Consider the following 16,260-nt stretch of genomic DNA (forward strand, 5'->3'; position numbering starts at 1 on the left):
TTCCTGGTGGTGCGGGGGATTCGGCCTCGTACTGGACGTACTCGGTCGAATCCCCCGTGCCGCCAGGGGCCGCCTGGGCGCGGAGACCGCGAGCAGACTCACCGGACACGACCTCACGAGCTCCGGGGCGGTCATGCGACCTTGATCCGTGGGTCGATGGCGGCGTACACCACGTCGACGACGATGTTGGCGACGACCACCGCTGTCGCGGCGAGCAGCACCACGCCCATCATCATCGGCAGGTCCGAGGCCAGCACCGAGTTCACCGCGAGCTGCCCGACACCGACCAGCCCGAAGGACTGCTCGGTGATGATGGCGCCCGCGAACAGCACGGCGATGTCGAGTCCGAGGATCGTCGCGATAGGACTCATCGCGCCGCGGAACGCGTGTTTGACGTACACCTGGTTCGTCGTAAGACCTTTGGCGCGAACGGTTCTGATGAAATCCTCGTTGAGCACGTCCACCATGGACGATCGCGTCAATCGTGCGTAGTACGCGGTGTGGATGATCGCCAGGCAGATCCACGGCAGGATCAGGCCCTTGACCCAGTCCAGCGGGCTGACGAAGAACGACGTGTACGACGGCCGCGGCATGAGGTCGGTGCTGTAGACGAAGATGTAGAGGAAAAACGGTGCCATGACGTAGATCTGCATCGACCCGCCGAGCAGCGCGAAGGCCATCGAGATCTTGTCGGCGAGCTTTCCCTTGCGCAGCGCGGCGAGCATGCCGAGCCCGACGCCGAAGACGAGGAACAGCACCACCGCGCCGATAGCGAGCGAGACCGTCACCGGGAGCCTGCTGACGACGGTGTCCCACACGGGCTGCTTGTTGACGAACGAATAACCGAGACAGGGCGCGTTGCAGGCGTTGTCGCCGATGACCCGCCCGCCGAAGATTCCGCCGAGATAGGTCAGGTACTGCTGCCAGACGGGATGGTCCAGGCCGAGGTCGTGCCGGATCCCCTCCATGATCGCCGGCGTGCACGACTTCCCGCACGACAGCGCGGCCACTTCGTTGCCGGGCACGGCGAAGAAGAGCAAGAACGTGACGGCACTGATGATCAGCAGGATCACCACGGCGCCCAACAGCCTGCGTGCGAGGAATGCCAGCATCGGCGGGTTTCTCCAAGGGGGTGTGCCGCGCCGGGGGTCGCCCGGCGCGGCACTGCTAGAACATCAGAACTTCAGGATTTGATGAAGAGGTTGTTCAGGTTCATCACGGTGTGGCTGTCCACCGAACCGCCACCGATGTTCGCGCCGGTCATGAGCTGACGCCGCGTGTAGATGTACGGAATCGCCGGGACCTGCTCCATGATCTTCTGGTCGAGCTTCATGAACTCGGCACCCTGCTCGGTGATGTCGGTGATCTTGAGGATCCGGTCGATCTCCGCGTTCACCGCAGGGTCGTTGAAGTGGCTGTTGTTCGGCCTGCCGTCGCCGATCTTCCGGCCGTCGTAGACCTCGGGGTACACGGTCACACCGGTCGGCCAGTCTGCCGCCCACGAGGACCAGTACAGGTCGAGGTTGTTGTTGACGTTGTCCCGGCTGTCGTTGAACGTCTTGGCCTGCATCGGGATCTTCTCGACCTTGAAGCCGGCCTTCTCGAGGCCGTCCGCGATCGCGAGGCCTTCCTTCTCACCGGCCGGGGTCTGGTTGTAGCCCAGCGAGATCGACTGGCCGAGCTTGCCGGCATCGGTCAGCATCTGCTTGGCCTTCACCGGGTCACCCATCGGGTTGACGTCGGTGATACCGGGAAGGTCGTACTTCTTCCAGCCCGCGTTGACCGGAGAACCGAGGGTGGTGGAGAAGTCACCGGCGTACGGGCCGCCCTTGGTCTTACGCGCCTGCTCCTTGGGGAACGCGACGAGAAGGGCCTTTCGCACGTTGAGATCGGTGATCCGGCTCGTGTTGATCGAGTACACCTCGGAGCCCGCCGTGGCCTGGTCGAGGATCTGCGGCTTGACCTTCGGGTCGTTCATGACCTGGTCGAGCCGCTCGGGCGCGACGGCGGCGTACAGGCTCGTCGAGTTCTTGTCGTCGCCCGCCGACGCCGTGAGCCGGTCGGTCACTTCGGCGATCTGCGGGCCGAACTGGAAGGTGAACCCGTCGACGTACTGGTGCCGGATCGAGTCGGTGTTCGGGTCCCACTGGTCGTTTTTGACCAGCGTCAGGCTCTTGTCGACCTCGTGTGAGGCGATCTTGTACGGGCCAGAGGTGATCGGGTTCTGGTCCAGACCTTCCTTGGTGTCCTTCGCCTGCGGCACCGGGACGGTGGTGCCCAGCGCGGCGGCGAACGGGAGATCCGTGCGGGGCTCGGTGAACTTGAAGATCACGGTCTTGGCGTCGGGCGCCTCGACCTTGTCGTTCGAAAGCTCGCCACCTTCGTACGGGCCGGGGTAGAACTTCGAGAACTCCTCGGTGCCCGCCAGCCAGGTCTGGATGTACGGGAAGCCGCGCGAGTACTTGGTGGAGAACGACCGCGCCACCGCGTACTTGACGTCGGCGGCCACGATCGGCGAACCGTCGGCGTACTTGATGCCGTCCTTGAGGGTGAACTTCCAGGTCTTGCCGCCATCGGTGGTCTCACCGGCGTTGGTGGCGAGGTCGCCGACCAGGACGGTCTTGCCATCGACGTTCTTGTACATCGTCAGCCGTCGCTCGAGCAGCTCGCTGATGGTCTGATCCGGCGAGGTCTGGATCTGCGCGGGGTCGTAGTGCGTCTGGTCCTGGCGCCACAGCGGCGTGATGATGCCGCCCTTGCGTGCGCCGGGAATCTCCGAAGCCGGTCCCTTGGACTGGGAGCCGTCCTTGTCGACGGAGACTTTGCTGACCTCGGCCTTGGGCGCGTCGGCCGACGATGTGTTCTGCCCACCGGCGCTACAGCCGGCGACGACGAGCATCGCGACCGCGCTCACGCCCAGAATGATCTTCGGTTTCATCTGTCTCCTTGGTTCACTGCGAACGCCACCGTCGGACGTCGGCGCCGTGGATGTGGTTCAGCGGTGGGATTTCGGGTCGAGCGCGTCACGCACGGAGTCACCGAGCAGGTTGAACGCGACCACGAAGATGATCAGCGCGATACCCGGGAACGTGAGGTAGGTGATGTCCGTCATCAGGTAGTCGCCACCGTCGTGGATCATGCGGCCCCAGTCCGGGGTCGGCTCGACCATGCCGACACCGAGGTACGACAACGCGGCCTCCGTGGTGACCATCGCCGGCACGTCCAGGGTCGCCACGACCAGGATCGGCGTGAGCAGGTTCGGCAGCAGTTCCTTGAGGATGATCCGCCGCGAGCTCGCCCCGGAAACCCGGGCGGCTTCGACGAATTCCCGCTCCCGTAAGGAAAGCACCTGTCCGCGCAGCAGCCGCGCGATCCGCGTCCAGCCGAACACCGACAGCACCAGTACGAGCGACAACGATCTCAACCACGCCGGAGCTTCCTTGCCCGGCGCGATGAACAGCGCCAGCGCGACCGGCATGAAGGCCAGATAGAACAACGTGGACGGGATCGCGAGCAGGACGTCGATGAGCCGTCCGATGAAGTAGTCGGCCTTGCCGCCGAGGTATCCCGCGGCGATGCCGATGACCGTGCCGAGCGCGGTCACGATCGCCACCACCACGAGCGCGATCAGCAACGACGTCCGGATGCCGTAGACCAGCTGCATCAGCACGTCCCGGCCGAGCTTGGGTTCGAGGCCGAACCAGAACTCGCCGTCGATGCCACCGTTGGGTTTCAACGGGATTCCGGTGTCGCTGAGCAGTCCCGGCCGGTCGGCGCCGTAGTGGGTGTTCGGATCCTTCCCATACAGCAACGAAATCAGCGGCGCGCCGAGGCCGACGAGGAAGAAGAACAGCACCACGGAACCGGAGATGATGCCGGCCTTGTCGCGGCGGAACCGCCGCCAGGCGAGCTGTCCCGGCGATCGCCCCGCCGGCGGTTTCTTCGAGCCGGCCGGATTGGCACCGACTATGCCACCGGCGGTCAACTCGGTCGAAAGCAGCTCGGACACGTAACCCCGCTCAACCAATTGACCCAATGAATGGGCGGAATTTACGTTCCGAACAAAGGTTCCGTCAACCTACGACAGTCTGTTTTATGGTCACGAAACGGAATGCTCGGTAGTCGGCCGATTCCTCACCGTGGCCACTCGCTGGCCGGAAGCTGTCACGGACACCCGATTCTCCCCGGCGCGCCCGACACTGACGATCCGAGAAACCGGCCGAAGCGCGCGAACAGGGAGGCCACAATGGACAGATCGTGGTGCCGTCCGGACGAGTTGACCCTCGACTACGGGAAGATCAGGGACGACCTGCTGGCCGTTCAGGGGAAGCTGGCGGCGGTGGAGGCGTCGGCGGAATCCGGGTCTGGGCTGATCAGCGCGTCCGTCGACGGCCGCGGCGAGCTTCTCGAACTCCGGCTCGATCCCCGGATCTACCGCGACACCGACTCCGCCGCGCTCGCGAAGGCCATCACCGCCACGATCCGCGAAGCCGTCTCCCAGGCCCATGACCAGGTCTTCGAGCTCACCAAGCACACACTGTCGCCGGAAAAGACGCGTGAGGACACCGATCTCGGTTTCGACCGGGTCCTGCATGGACTCGATCGCCAACTCGAAAAGAGCCACTGGTCATGAGCAGTCCAGGTTTCGCGCATATCGAAACGACCATGGCCACCCAGCAGTCTTCGATAATCACCGATACCGGACAAAAGCTCGATTCTGCGTGGCAAAGTCGTAAAAGCGACATTTCCGCCAATGAATCCGGAATCGGGAGCGGGAAACTCGGCGCGGCCTTTCGCGCCGGCTACACCGGCGCCAGCGAAACGGTCCGCTCCACCGCGGATCGGATTCCCGGGCAGTTCCAGGACCTCGGCGGCGCGGGCACGATTTCCGCCGCCGGCTACGAAACCCACGACGGCACCGCCGCCGGCGCCTTCTCTCGCTGACCACCAGGAGTTCCGATCATGGCCGTCGCGGAGCCGCCGAGTGATCTCGGCCTGTGGCCCCGGGTCAAAGCCCTCACGGGCTGGCCCGACACCGATGAAGACAGGATGCGCGTTCTCGCCGAGTCCTGGGAGCTCGCCGCCGCGAGCTTCGGCGAGGCGGGGAAGACCACCCCGGCCGGGCTGAGCGAAAGCTGGCAGGACGCCGCCGGTACCGAGTTCCTGGGCAAAACCCAAGAGCTGGCGGCGTCGGCGGGCCGCAACGAGCAGAGCATGCGCGCCCTCGCCGCCCAGGCGAACAGTTTCGCGGGCGCGGTCGAGCAGACGAAGACCTCCATCAGCGGGTTCATCCAACAGAACATCCCGCTCTACGCCCAGCTTTCGGCGATCCCCGGTGGGGCGCAGGCCGGGCTCCAGGACGACTTCGTCAACCAAGTCGCCGCCGCCGTCACCAAGTTCATCGATTCGACGGCTTCGGCTATCGCCGCGTCGCCGGCCGAAGGCACTCCCGGTGCCACTGATGATGCCGCCCCCGAAGAGGAGGGCAACGACGCGGGCAAGCTGTCCTTGTCGGACGAAACCGAGTTCGGCGACGGTGACAGCCCCGTCAAGGACGAGGACAAGAAGCAGTTCGGTGACCAGGATCCGAAGAAGGACGCGGCCGGGGAGGAAGAAGGCGGTCCGAACCTCGGCCTCGATCTGGGCAAGATCGAAGGCGAGCTCAACGCCTTCGAGCTCAAGGGTGCTTCGGAAGCCGCGCTCGGAGACCTCACGCTGTCGAGCGAAGGTTCGCTGAAGGCGGGAGTGAACGGCGAACTGTCGGCGACCCTCGACAAGAACGGGCTGGAGGTGACGGCCAAAGGCGGAGCCGCGGTGACCGCCGCGGGTGAACTGAAGGCGACGCTGGGTCCGGCCGAACCGAAGCTCGCCGGGACAGCGTCCTTGGGAGCCGAAGCCGAAGCATCCTTGGCTGTCGGCAGGGACGGCGTACACGCGGGTGCCTCGGCCTTCGCCGGGGCACGGGCCGAAGTGGAGGCGTCGGCCGACGTCGCCGGCATCGGCGCGGGCGTCAAGGCCGAAGGCTGGGTCGGGGTCGGGGCCGAGGCGAACGTCGATTTCGGTTTCAAGGACGGCAAGTTCACCATCGGCGGCGAGGCCGGAATCGGGCTGGGTGTCGGCGGCAAGATCGGCGGGGAGATCACCATCGACCCCGCCAAGGTCGTCGAAACCGCGGGCGACGTGGCGGACGCGATCGGCGACGGGGCGACCACGGTCGCGAACGACATCGGCGAAGGCGTGCAACAGGCGGGAGACTGGGCCGCGGACCTGTTCGACTGACCGCCACCACGAACGAAAGGATTACTCCGACATGGCCACACAACTTCCCGTCCGCATCGAGTTCAGCCTGCCGGAGGGCTGGACTGCCGCACCGCCCGACGAGGTCGGTGCCCCCGGCGCGGCGTTCGTCGCACTGCACCCGCCCGCCCACGACGGCTTCACCACCAACATCACGATCAGTGGCGACTATCGGGACGACGACGTCGAACTCGAGACCGTCGCCGGAGAATCGGTCGCCAGGCTCAAGAAATCGGTGGGCGAGGTACGGGTCCTGACCAGCACCGCCGTCGACGCGGGCTTCACCCAGACCCTCGAAATCAAGTCCACAATAGAGGGTCAGCCCCACGACCTCGTGCAGTGTCAGGCCTATCTCTCGATGCACGACGTCGACGAACCGGCGAAGCGCGCGATCATCGATCTCGTGCTCACCACCACGGCCGACCGGTTCGACGAGTTCGTCAAGGACTTCCAGAATTTCGTGCGCAGCGTCAAACCTTCCGAATACTTCCCGTTGTGAAGGGGATCGGTGCCGTACTGGCCGCGACAGCGTTGACAGCGGCCGTCACGCCGGGGGTCGCGCTGGCCGCCCCACCCGCCGGGGCGTGTGGCAACCCCACGCCGGGACACCCGCAGATCACCGAACAGCCGTGGGCGCAACAGATGCTGGCCCCCAAAGCCGTCTGGCCGCACAGCACCGGTGAAGGCGTGCTCGTCGCCGTGGTGGATTCCGGCGTCGACGCCGACCATCCGCAGCTCAGCAGGCCGGGGAAAGTGTTGCCGGGACAGGATTTCCACCTGGTCGGCGACCTGCCGGGGAACTTCGACTGCGCGTCACACGGCACCGCGGTCGCGAGCATCATCGCCGCCGACCCGGTCCCCGGTGTCGGGTTCGCGGGAATCGCGCCGGGAGCGCGGATCCTGCCGGTCCGTGTCACCGAGCGGGACGTCACCGACAACGGCACGTCTGCCGCGCTCGATCCCGCTGTCGTCGCGCGGGGTATCTGGTACGCGGCGGACCAGGGCGCGAAGGTCATCAACCTCTCACTGTCAGGTGACATCGACAACCAGTACGTGCGGGACGCGGTCGCGCACGCGCGCGAGAAGGACGCGCTCGTCATCGCGGCCGTGGGCAACGCACAGCAGGGTTCCACTCCCCGGGTGTCGTTCCCCTCGGCCTACGACGGTGTACTCGGTGTCGGCGCGGCCGACGTCGACGGCGCGCGGCTGTCCGGGTCGCAGATCGGCCCGCAGGTCGACCTCGTCGCCCCGGGCGGCGCGGTGCTGGGCGCGGCACGGGTGAGCGGCCACGATTACTGGCAGGGCACGAGTTTCGCGGCGCCGTTCGTCTCCGCGACAGCCGCGCTGGTGCGGGCGGCCTGGCCAGAACTGACCGCGCCACAGGTCGCCGCGCGCATCCTGGCGACGGTCAACCCGGCCCGCGGTGGCGCGAACAGCCCCGCATACGGCGTCGGGATGGTGGATCCGTACCGCGCGGTGACCGACGGCTTGGCCACAGCCGCGCCCGCTCCCATGGGCGCGGTGACCGTGCCGCCTGTCGACGTCGAGCAGGCTCGGGCCGCGGCTTGGTGGGATCGGGCCGGGCTTGGTGCCCGTCTCGCCGCTGGTGGTGTGGCGGTGGTTGCGCTGCTCGGTGTCGCGCTGGCGCTGGTGCTCACCCGGGGGCGACGCTCTGGCTGGCGTCCGCGTTACGCGGCCGCGCTGCCCGCGTCGCGGGCGCTGGACGAGGTGCCCGACCAGGTCTTCCTGCTGTCGCCCCCTGCCACCGAGCAGTAGAAATACGTGAAGGCCCCCTTCACAGCGTCACACGCTGTGAGGGGGCCTTCACGTACAACTAGATAGACGTGCTGCCGACGCGGGAGACCGCGGAGCTGAGTGCCTGCTGGAGTTCGTTGTTGGAGGTGTCGACCCCACCGCGCAGTGCCTGCAGCATCGCCTGCTGCGCGGTCGAGACCTGCTGCCACGCCGCGCTCACCTCGCCGAACTTGCCACCCGCGCCGTCGAGCCAGTCGGCCGAAGTGGCGCCCGCGGTGGACTGCCAGGTGTCCATCTCCTGCTCCACCTTCTTGACCGTCGCCATGATCTGCGAGGCCAGGTCGGTGAGCTGGCTGAAGTTTCCCCTGATCAACATGGTGTTTCTCCTTTCGTGGCAGGGCACTCAGCCCTGGAGTGCGCCGCCGAACGGGCTGTGACCCTGGACGGCGGTGAGGGCGGAAGCGCTGTTCTCGTCGGCCATCGCGTAGGCGTTCGAGGAGAACCTCGTGTTGTCGCCGAGGTTGCCGAGCGCCGCGACAAGCCGCGTGATCCCGGCCTCCCACTGTTCGTGGGCGGGGAGGAACGCCTTGAACGCGGCGCCTTCCCACTGCCCGCGGAGCGCTTCGACCGCCGGCCGGAGCGCGGAGCGGTGGCCTTCGATGTCGGTCGAGACGGTGCCCGCCATGGAGGCCGCCCGATCGAGGCTGGCCAACTCGCCGTGAAGCTGGTCTTGCATGGACATGAGCTGCTATTCCTTCCGGCCGTGCGGTTTTTCCCTGCTGTCACCGAGCTAACCGCACGCGGGAGCGCCGCGGAGTCGTCGAGTCACCTTCCTGCCACGCCCCTCTCAACAGCGGTTTCTTCGGCGACGATCAAGCTCAAGACAATCCGCAGAAGGGGGTCCATCGTGGCGACCGTGGTCGTGAAGAGGCCGCTGCGCCGGCCCGCACCGGAGCTGCCTTCGGGCGAACTCGTGCTCGAAGCGCCACCGGAGATCCCCACTCCGTCCGGGAAGACGTGGACGCAGGCGCTGATGGCCCTGCCGATGATCGCCATGATGGCGGCGATGGCGCTCAGCTTTTCCGGCAGTGCCAACGGTCCGCTGCGCTACGTCGTCTTCGGGCTGTTCGGGGTGGCGATGCTCGGCATGGGCATCGCGGCTTTCCTCAACGGTGGTGGCCCGAGCAAACGCGAGATGGGCAACGCCCGCCGACTGTACTTGCGCAGGCTCGCGCAGCACCGTGTCCGTCTACTCAGGACAGTGAGCAAACAGCGCGACGCGTTGTGCTACCTCCATCCCGAGCCGGACGCGCTGACGTCGATGGCCGCCAGCTTCCGGTTGTGGGAAAGGCGTCCCGACGACGGCGACTTCGCCGTGGCCCGGATCGGCCTCGGCCCGCAGAGCCCGGCCACCGCGCTCATCGCGCCCGACACGCTGCCGCTCGAACAGCTCGAACCGTTGTCGGCACTGGCTTTGCGGCGGTTCATCTCCACGTACACCTCGATCCCCGGCCTGCCACTGGCCGTCGCGATCACCGGATTCGGCCGGATCCACCTCCGCGGTCACCAGGATCGGGCGAAGGGACTCGTGCGGGCGATCCTCGCTCAGCTCGCGACCCTGCAGGCGCCGGACGACCTGCGCATCGCGGTCTGCGCGGGCACGGCGTCCCGGGCGGATTGGGAATGGGTCAAGTGGCTGCCGCACGCGCTGCATCCCCACAAGACGGACGCGCTCGGCCCGCTGCGGCTCGTCGCGCCCGCGGTGACCGCGATCGAGGCGATGCTCGACGACGTCCTCGCGCACCGGCCGCGCTTCGATCCCGGCGGTTCCCGCGGCGCGACCCCGCATCTGGTGGTCGTGCTCGACGGCGGCACCATCGCGGGCTCGGACCATCTCATGACCGGCGGCGGCGTCGAAGGGGTGACGATCCTCGACCTCACCACCGTTCCGCCCCGCGCGCTCGACCGCGCCACCTTGGTGCTCGACGTCGATACCGAAGGCACGCTCAGCGCGCTCACCCTCGACGGCGAAACCAAGCTCGGCCAGGCGGATTCCATGGACCTGATGTCCGCCGAAGGCTTGGCCCGCCAGCTCGCGCCGCTCCGGCTCACCGAAGGCAGCCGGGGCGAACAGCCGCTCAGCGCGGAACTCGGCCTCGCGGAGCTGCTCAACCTCGGCGACCCGTACGCCTTCGATCCCACCGAGGGCTGGGTCCAGCGCCCGAACCGCGACCGGCTGCGGGTCATGTTCGGCATCCAGCCCGACGGCTCACCGATCGAAATCGACCTCAAGGAGTCGGCCCAGGACGGTATGGGGCCGCACGGGCTGCTCATCGGCGCGACCGGCTCGGGCAAGAGCGAGCTGCTGCGGACGCTGGTGCTCGCGCTGGCCGTCACCCATCCCCCGAACTCGCTCAACTTCGCGCTGATCGACTTCAAGGGTGGCGCGACCTTCACCCGGCTCGACAAGCTTCCCCACACCAGCGCGGTGATCACGAACCTCGCCGAGGAGCTGCCGCTGGTCGACCGGATGACCGACGCCATCAACGGCGAGCTGATCCGGCGGCAAGAACTGTTGCGGGCAGCGGGAAACTTCTCCTCGTTGCGGGACTACGAGAAAGCACGGGCGGCCGGAGCTCCGCTGCCGGAAGTGCCGACTCTGCTGGTCATCTGTGACGAGTTCAGCGAGCTGCTCACCGCCAAGCCGGATTTCATCGACATGTTCGTCCAAATAGGACGCGTCGGCCGCTCGCTCGGTGTGCACTTGCTGCTCGCGAGCCAGCGGTTGGAGGAAGGCCGTCTGCGCGGTCTCGACACCCATCTGTCGTACCGCGTCGGCCTGCGGACGTTCTCGGCCATGGAAAGCCGGGCCGTGCTCGGCGCGGGAGACGCCTACGAACTCCCCCGCGCGCCGGGCCACGGCTTCCTGAAGTCCGGCACGGAACCCATGGCGCGCTTCCGATCCGCGTACGTTTCTGGCGTGCACCGCCGTCCCGAAGCCGGGCCACGGCAGATCCGGCCTGAGGACGCGCCCTCGCTCCTCGAGTACTCGACGTCGTACCTCGCGCCACCGGCCGACGATTCCGAAGTGGACGAAGCCGCCAAGGATCTCGACGACGCCATCGGGGAAAGCCTGCTGGACATCCTGGTCGACCGGTTCGAGGGCCGCGGTACGCCCGCGCACCAGGTGTGGCTGCCCCCGCTCGCCGATCCGCCGACGCTCGACGGCCTGCTGGGCAAGTTCCGCGAAGACCCGGCGCGGGGCCTGACCTCAGGCCCGGGCTCGGGTAATCTCTGCGCTGTCGCGGGGATCGTCGACCGCCCGCTCGATCAGCGGCGCGACCCGCTCGTCTTCGACCTCTCCGCCGCGGCCGGGCACCTGCTGGTGATGGGCGCACCCCGCAGCGGCAAGAGCACGGCGTTGCGCACGATCATCACCAGTCTCGCGCTGACACACACACCTCGCGAAGTCCAGTTCTACTGCATCGACTTCGGGGGCGGCTCGCTCTCGGCGTTGCGTGGACTGCCGCATGTCGGCGGCGTGGCCGGGCGGCAGAACACGGCGGCCGTGCGGCGCACGATCGCCGAGACGATGAACCTCCTGTCGGAGCGGGAACGCCGGTTCGCCGAGTACGAGATCGACGGCATCACCTCCTACCGCCGGGCACGCGTCCGCGGCGAGTTCGGCGAAGACCCGCACGGTGACGTCTTCCTGGTCATCGACGGCTGGTCCACGCTGCGCAAGGAGTACGAGGATCTCGAAGCCACGGTGTCCGATATCGCCGCGCGCGGGCTGGCGTACGGCGTCCACGTGATCGCCGCGAGCTCCCGCTGGTTCGACCTGCGGCCGGCGATCCGGGATCTGTTCGGCAGCAAGATAGAACTGCGACTCGGTGATCCGATCGATTCCACTGTGGACCGGGTTTCGGCGTTGAACGTCCCGGAAGGCGCGCCTGGCCGGGGCATCACGACGTCGAAGCACCAGCTGCTCATGGCGCTTCCCCGCGCCGACGGCGTGGAGTCCGATGTGGACCTTTCGCAGGCGTCGGCCGCACTGGTGGAGGCCATCGCCGGAGCCTGGGCGGGCGAACGGGCCCCGGGGATCCGGCTGCTGCCGCCGACCTTGCCCTACGCGGAACTCGCGGTGCGTGATGATCCGGCCGAGGCCGGGCATCGGCTCACCGTCGGCATCGCCGAGCACGATCTCGGACCGGTGCGACTCGACTTCACCACCGACCCGCATTTCCTGCTGCTGGGCGATTCCGAGTCCGGCAAGACGGCGTTCTTGCGCGTGCTGGCCAGGAGAATCGTCGACAGTTACGCCCCGAGCGAGGCCAGGGTGCTCCTGATCGACCACCGGCGCGGGTTGCTCGGCGAGGTCACCTCCGAGCACCTCATCGGCTACGGAACCGACAGCACCACCACGAAAAGCCTCATCGCCGAGGCGGCGCTCGGGATGGCGCAACGAATGCCGGGCAAGGACGTCACCCCCGACCAGCTCCGCAAACGGAATTGGTGGCGCGGGCCGGAGCTGTTCATCCTGGTCGACGACTACGACATGGTGGCCGTCCCGCTCGACAACCCGTTGCAGCCCTTGCTCGAATACCTGCCGCAGGCCCGCGACATCGGGCTGCACGTCGTCCTCACGCGGCGCACGGGCGGTGCCGGGCGGGCGTTGTTCGAGCCGTTCATCTCGCGGCTGCGCGACGTCGGCACGCCGGGTCTGCTGCTCTCCGGCGACAAGGACGAAGGTCCGCTGCTGGGCGGGCTCAAAGCGGAACCGCTGCCCGCCGGGCGTGGCCGGCTCGTCACGCGCAAACAGGCGCCACGGCTCGTGCAGCTGGCGTGGCTGCCGCCCGAAGAATGACGTCGTGGCCGGTTGCTGTCGCGGACGTCCGCGCCCGGCGTCCGGCTGGTTGGCTTGAGCGAAACGCACACACCTGTTGGGGAGGAACGAAATGAGCGTACCGATCGGCGACGGTGTCGACATCGAGACCGATGCGCTGACCACTTTCACCGAACGGCTCATCGGACCCGATGTGGGGGCGGTGACCAAGGCGCAACCGATGGCCTGCGGCGGTGGGATGGCGGAGTGTTCGACCTTCGGCGAAGCGGAAGCCCTGGCCGACGCGGAGACCACGAAATTCCTCACCGAGGAAGCCCAGGGATTCGACGCCTACCGGCAGATCGTCGCCGCCTGCCGGGACGAGTACCTCGACCGTGACTTCACCAGCGCGGCGGCGATCGCCCAGTCCTTCGACGCACGGGAGCGGTGACCACAATGGACTACACGACACTGGACATCGTCGAGCTGCTGCGCCTGGCGACCGTCGAAAACGGGCACGCCGGACGGATCCAGCCGAGCATCGACCGCTGGATCGCCTACGAGGTGGAACTGCAGAACTCCGGGAGGAGCCTGGAGAACGAGTCGTCCAGCGCCGGTTCGCAATGGCCGGACGCCGCTGGAAAACTGTTTCTCCAGCGGACCGGCAAGAGCGTCGCCGCGATCCGGCAGAAGCAAGCCGCGGTGGCGTCTTCGAACGTCGTGGGCAGACTGGGTCTGCTTCGAGACGGCATCGGCACGGCGTATACCGAGGTACTGGATGCCTACAACCAGTACGCGAACCAGACCTATCCCGACCAGGCCGCCATGGACGCCGCCGCAAAACAGGCGGCCCAGGTCGCGGGTGGGGCGCTGAACAAGGTGGCGACGTTGTTCGTCGCCGCCGGGGCCGCGACAAACAAGGCGTCCGGACCGGGGATCGTTTGGGACGGGCCGAAGACCGGGTCGAGCCCGGCACCGGGCGGGCCTGCGGGTGGAGCTGCTCCCGCTGGTGGTACCGCTCCTGCTAGCGCACCTACTGCGGCTCCTGCCGGCGGCCCGGCCGGTGGTGCCCCTGCCGGCGGTGCCAGCCCGGCGGGCGCTCCTGGTGGTGCTGCTGCGGCTCCCTCACCGACAGGTTCCCTCTCCCCCGCGGGCGCAGGACCATCGTTGGCCGGACTCACCGCGCCGACTCCCATCGGCAGCCTGCCCCCAACAGTTGCCCCGATCTCACCGAATCTGCCGACTCCCACGCCGATGTCAGCCACCTTGATTCCCACGGTCTCGGGCCTCGGCGCCATCCGTCCCACAGGCGGGCTCACCCCCGGCGCCATCCGTCCGACCGGCGGCCTCGGCTCGGCCGGGGTGACGTCGATTCCCAAGGCGGGCACGACCGTCGCCGCGTCGGCCACCCCCGCGGCGGGCCAAGCGCCCGTCCGAGCCGAGACCGCCGGCGCACAGACCGCGAACCGCCCATTGGGCACGAGCGGGAGTACGCCGATGATGCCGCCGATGGCGGGCGGACTGGGCGGGGCGGGTGCCGCCGGCGGTGCCCCGAGGGCTGGTACCGCCTCCCCGGCCGCCGGCCGGGGGCGCCCGCTCCGCACGGTCCCCGGTGTCCCGCCGAAACTGCGAGGCCGAGCCGGGAAACTGGACGGGAAGTCGACGTTCCTCACTCCGGCAGGCCGCTCGACGTCCGGCCGTCGCGACGAAGACTCCGAAGCGACCACCGTCCAACTCCTCGACGAAGACCTCTGGCACGTCGAAACCCCCCACCGCCCCCTACCCAGCTAACAACCGCCGCCATCTGTCGACATAACGCGGTCTCTTAGTTCGTAAGAGATCACGTTATGTCGACATCTCGCGGGCACCCGAAACGCCATGAACGGACCCTTCCTCTCGTTTTTTGAGAGGAAGGGTCCGTTCATGGCGTTGGGGGGGGTGACGCTGACCGCGATGGGGGTGGCGCGGTCAGCGGCTAGCGCGAAAGCGCGGCTTGCGGGTCGAGGCCACTGCCCTGCGGCAGGCGTGCGACGAGTGAAGCGGGTATCCGGACCGGAGTCAGGTCGCCGTACCCCAGGATCCCGAGCACCTCCGGACCCGCCATCGCGTACCCGCGCCCCTGGTCGGTGACGATCATCGGTGTGCCCACCGGCGAGACCTCGATCAGTGCGGCCCAGCCCGGCGGGACGACGACCTGGTCGGCGAGCGGGGTGCCGAGTTGCGTGCGCTGCGGGGTCGCCTCCATCGGGTCGGCAGCGGGCATCCGCGGATCGAAGCTGAGGCGCGGGACGGGCGAACCGGGGTCGTAGGTGGCGCAGATCGCCATCTCGTCCCCACTGGTGCCCGCGAATTCGGGACGCACCACGGGAGCGGAGTCCGGACCGGCCAGCACAACAGGATCCTGGCGGGCTTCGGCGACTCCCAGCAGTCCCAGCGGGATCCCCATCGGCTCACCGCCACCATAGGCCGACGCCGTCGGCTTGTAGGCGCGCTGGATGTCGTACTGGAACTCGGAAATCGGCCGCAGACGGTCGGTTTCCGCCAAATAGTACTGTTTCCCGCCTCCGGAGATCTCGGAGACGAGCACCTGCCCGGCCCGCAGATCCGTCCGCCCCGGCACGGCCGTGGACGGGTTCCCGATACCGAAGACGGCGATGGGCGCGATCGGCTGTCCGGCGGGGAGGACGTCCATCATCGCGAAGTCGACACGCGCCCGGGGTTCGGATCGCAGGGCGAGGCCAACGGTGACGGCGTCAGGCTGTTTGATGCGGTGCCGATAGCCACGCCAGATCAGGGACTGCTCCCCCGTTTCCGGTACCTCGACGAGCAGCGCGGTGTCACCGAGAGGATGTCCACCCTCCGGTTCTTCGCCGACCATGAGCACGGATCTGTCCACAGTGGACCCGGTCGCGTCGGCCGCCGGTGCCGAGCACAGCGACCAGGCGCCGGTGAGCATCCTGTCCTTGCCCGGCAAGGCGTCCGGTGCGTCGGCGATGCCGATCCGCGGCCCACGCGGAACGTCCACCAAGGAGTTACTCGACACCGAAACGGTTTCGCCGTGCTCACCGAGGGCGAGCAGAGCCGACGCGTAGTTCATCACCGGATGCAGCCGCCCGTCGAGATAGACGTACCGCGTGCCGGTCTCCTTCTCGACGATGACCGCTTTCCCGCTCTGCCATGATTTGTTGCCACCCGGTACGACGAGCCCGTAGACGCCGACGGCGATCAGCGCGATCACCGCGAGGGCGACACTGGCGAACGCGGCCGTCGACGGGCGGCGGAACGGCGGCTGTTCCGGGTCGGTCTCCCGGCCGACCACCGCGGAGATCACGCGCTGGACGAGGAACTGGTGTGCCTGCAACTGGTCGCGTTTGGACGCCATG

Annotated in this window: 14 protein-coding genes; 8 read left to right on the forward strand and 6 right to left on the reverse strand. The window is 67.8% G+C overall.

The window, feature by feature from the left end; translation table 11 throughout:
• Positions 1 to 131 precede the first annotated feature (131 nt).
• The 3 genes from VGP60_RS04295 to VGP60_RS04305 form a co-directional block, all read right to left on the reverse strand.
• Positions 132 to 1,112, reverse strand: coding sequence for an ABC transporter permease (locus VGP60_RS04295; protein WP_327546521.1), 981 nt, complete (start codon positions 1,110 to 1,112; stop codon positions 132 to 134).
• Positions 1,113 to 1,183: 71 nt separating this feature from the next.
• Complete coding sequence (locus VGP60_RS04300; protein ID WP_327546522.1) at positions 1,184 to 2,938, reverse strand: ABC transporter substrate-binding protein; 1,755 nt, start codon at positions 2,936 to 2,938, stop codon at positions 1,184 to 1,186.
• 57 nt (positions 2,939 to 2,995) lie between these two features.
• Positions 2,996 to 4,009, reverse strand: a complete 1,014-nt coding sequence (locus VGP60_RS04305) for an ABC transporter permease (protein ID WP_327546523.1) — start codon at positions 4,007 to 4,009, stop codon at positions 2,996 to 2,998.
• A 237-nt stretch (positions 4,010 to 4,246) separates the two neighbouring features.
• Between VGP60_RS04305 and VGP60_RS04310 the strand changes: the two genes are divergently transcribed.
• From VGP60_RS04310 to mycP, 5 genes are read left to right on the forward strand one after another with little or no spacing between them, the layout of a single operon-like run.
• Complete coding sequence (locus VGP60_RS04310) at positions 4,247 to 4,633, forward strand: YbaB/EbfC family nucleoid-associated protein (protein WP_327546524.1); 387 nt, start codon at positions 4,247 to 4,249, stop codon at positions 4,631 to 4,633.
• Positions 4,630 to 4,944, forward strand: a complete 315-nt coding sequence (locus VGP60_RS04315; protein ID WP_327546525.1) for a hypothetical protein — start codon at positions 4,630 to 4,632, stop codon at positions 4,942 to 4,944. The genes VGP60_RS04310 and VGP60_RS04315 overlap by 4 nt, the downstream gene beginning before the upstream one ends.
• Before the next feature lie 18 nt (positions 4,945 to 4,962).
• On the forward strand, positions 4,963 to 6,279 hold the full coding sequence (locus VGP60_RS04320; RefSeq protein ID WP_327546526.1) for a hypothetical protein: 1,317 nt from the start codon (positions 4,963 to 4,965) through the stop codon (positions 6,277 to 6,279).
• A 31-nt stretch (positions 6,280 to 6,310) separates the two neighbouring features.
• On the forward strand, positions 6,311 to 6,796 hold the full coding sequence (locus VGP60_RS04325) for a hypothetical protein (RefSeq protein ID WP_327546527.1): 486 nt from the start codon (positions 6,311 to 6,313) through the stop codon (positions 6,794 to 6,796).
• Entirely contained in the window at positions 6,793 to 8,073 is a 1,281-nt protein-coding gene (mycP, locus tag VGP60_RS04330) for a type VII secretion-associated serine protease mycosin (protein WP_327546528.1), read from the forward strand. The genes VGP60_RS04325 and mycP overlap by 4 nt, the downstream gene beginning before the upstream one ends.
• Positions 8,074 to 8,131: 58 nt before the next feature.
• Here mycP and VGP60_RS04335 read toward each other — a convergent pair whose 3' ends face one another.
• Entirely contained in the window at positions 8,132 to 8,428 is a 297-nt protein-coding gene (locus VGP60_RS04335) for a hypothetical protein (RefSeq protein WP_327546529.1), read from the reverse strand.
• 27 nt (positions 8,429 to 8,455) lie between these two features.
• Positions 8,456 to 8,794 carry a WXG100 family type VII secretion target gene (locus VGP60_RS04340; RefSeq protein ID WP_327546530.1) on the reverse strand — a complete coding sequence of 113 codons (339 nt, stop codon included), beginning with the start codon at positions 8,792 to 8,794 and terminating at the stop codon, positions 8,456 to 8,458.
• Positions 8,795 to 8,959: 165 nt separating this feature from the next.
• Between VGP60_RS04340 and eccCa the strand changes: the two genes are divergently transcribed.
• From eccCa to VGP60_RS04355, 3 genes are all read left to right on the forward strand, one after another.
• The gene (gene eccCa / locus VGP60_RS04345) at positions 8,960 to 12,919 is read left to right on the forward strand and encodes a type VII secretion protein EccCa (RefSeq protein ID WP_327546531.1); all 3,960 of its coding nucleotides are present in this window, start codon (positions 8,960 to 8,962) and stop codon (positions 12,917 to 12,919) included.
• A gap of 91 nt (positions 12,920 to 13,010) precedes the next feature.
• Positions 13,011 to 13,328 carry a hypothetical protein gene (locus VGP60_RS04350; protein WP_327546532.1) on the forward strand — a complete coding sequence of 106 codons (318 nt, stop codon included), beginning with the start codon at positions 13,011 to 13,013 and terminating at the stop codon, positions 13,326 to 13,328.
• A 5-nt stretch (positions 13,329 to 13,333) separates the two neighbouring features.
• Positions 13,334 to 14,668 (forward strand): hypothetical protein, encoded by a 1,335-nt coding sequence (locus VGP60_RS04355; protein ID WP_327546533.1) that lies wholly within the window; start codon positions 13,334 to 13,336, stop codon positions 14,666 to 14,668.
• 184 nt (positions 14,669 to 14,852) lie between these two features.
• Here the strand turns inward: VGP60_RS04355 and eccB are convergent, their stop codons facing one another.
• Positions 14,853 to 16,259, reverse strand: a complete 1,407-nt coding sequence (gene eccB, locus VGP60_RS04360; protein ID WP_327546534.1) for a type VII secretion protein EccB — start codon at positions 16,257 to 16,259, stop codon at positions 14,853 to 14,855.
• Position 16,260 lies beyond the last annotated feature (1 nt).

Origin of the sequence: Amycolatopsis sp. (assembly GCF_036008905.1) — a bacterium.
In the GTDB taxonomy this organism is placed as follows: Bacteria; Actinomycetota; Actinomycetes; order Mycobacteriales; family Pseudonocardiaceae; genus Amycolatopsis.

Bases quoted from the DNA above. Each gene is read 5' to 3' on its own strand.
- VGP60_RS04340 (WP_327546530.1), bottom strand. From the start codon at position 8,794: ATGTCCATGCAAGACCAGCTTCACGGCGAGTTGGCCAGCCTCGATCGG.
- eccB (WP_327546534.1), bottom strand. From the start codon at position 16,259: ATGGCGTCCAAACGCGACCAGTTGCAGGCACACCAGTTCCTCGTCCAG.
- VGP60_RS04335 (WP_327546529.1), bottom strand. From the start codon at position 8,428: ATGTTGATCAGGGGAAACTTCAGCCAGCTCACCGACCTGGCCTCGCAG.
- VGP60_RS04310 (WP_327546524.1), top strand. From the start codon at position 4,247: ATGGACAGATCGTGGTGCCGTCCGGACGAGTTGACCCTCGACTACGGG.
- VGP60_RS04300 (WP_327546522.1), bottom strand. From the start codon at position 2,938: ATGAAACCGAAGATCATTCTGGGCGTGAGCGCGGTCGCGATGCTCGTC.
- VGP60_RS04355 (WP_327546533.1), top strand. From the start codon at position 13,334: ATGGACTACACGACACTGGACATCGTCGAGCTGCTGCGCCTGGCGACC.
- VGP60_RS04325 (WP_327546527.1), top strand. From the start codon at position 6,311: ATGGCCACACAACTTCCCGTCCGCATCGAGTTCAGCCTGCCGGAGGGC.
- VGP60_RS04315 (WP_327546525.1), top strand. From the start codon at position 4,630: ATGAGCAGTCCAGGTTTCGCGCATATCGAAACGACCATGGCCACCCAG.
- VGP60_RS04295 (WP_327546521.1), bottom strand. From the start codon at position 1,112: ATGCTGGCATTCCTCGCACGCAGGCTGTTGGGCGCCGTGGTGATCCTG.
- VGP60_RS04350 (WP_327546532.1), top strand. From the start codon at position 13,011: ATGAGCGTACCGATCGGCGACGGTGTCGACATCGAGACCGATGCGCTG.
- VGP60_RS04320 (WP_327546526.1), top strand. From the start codon at position 4,963: ATGGCCGTCGCGGAGCCGCCGAGTGATCTCGGCCTGTGGCCCCGGGTC.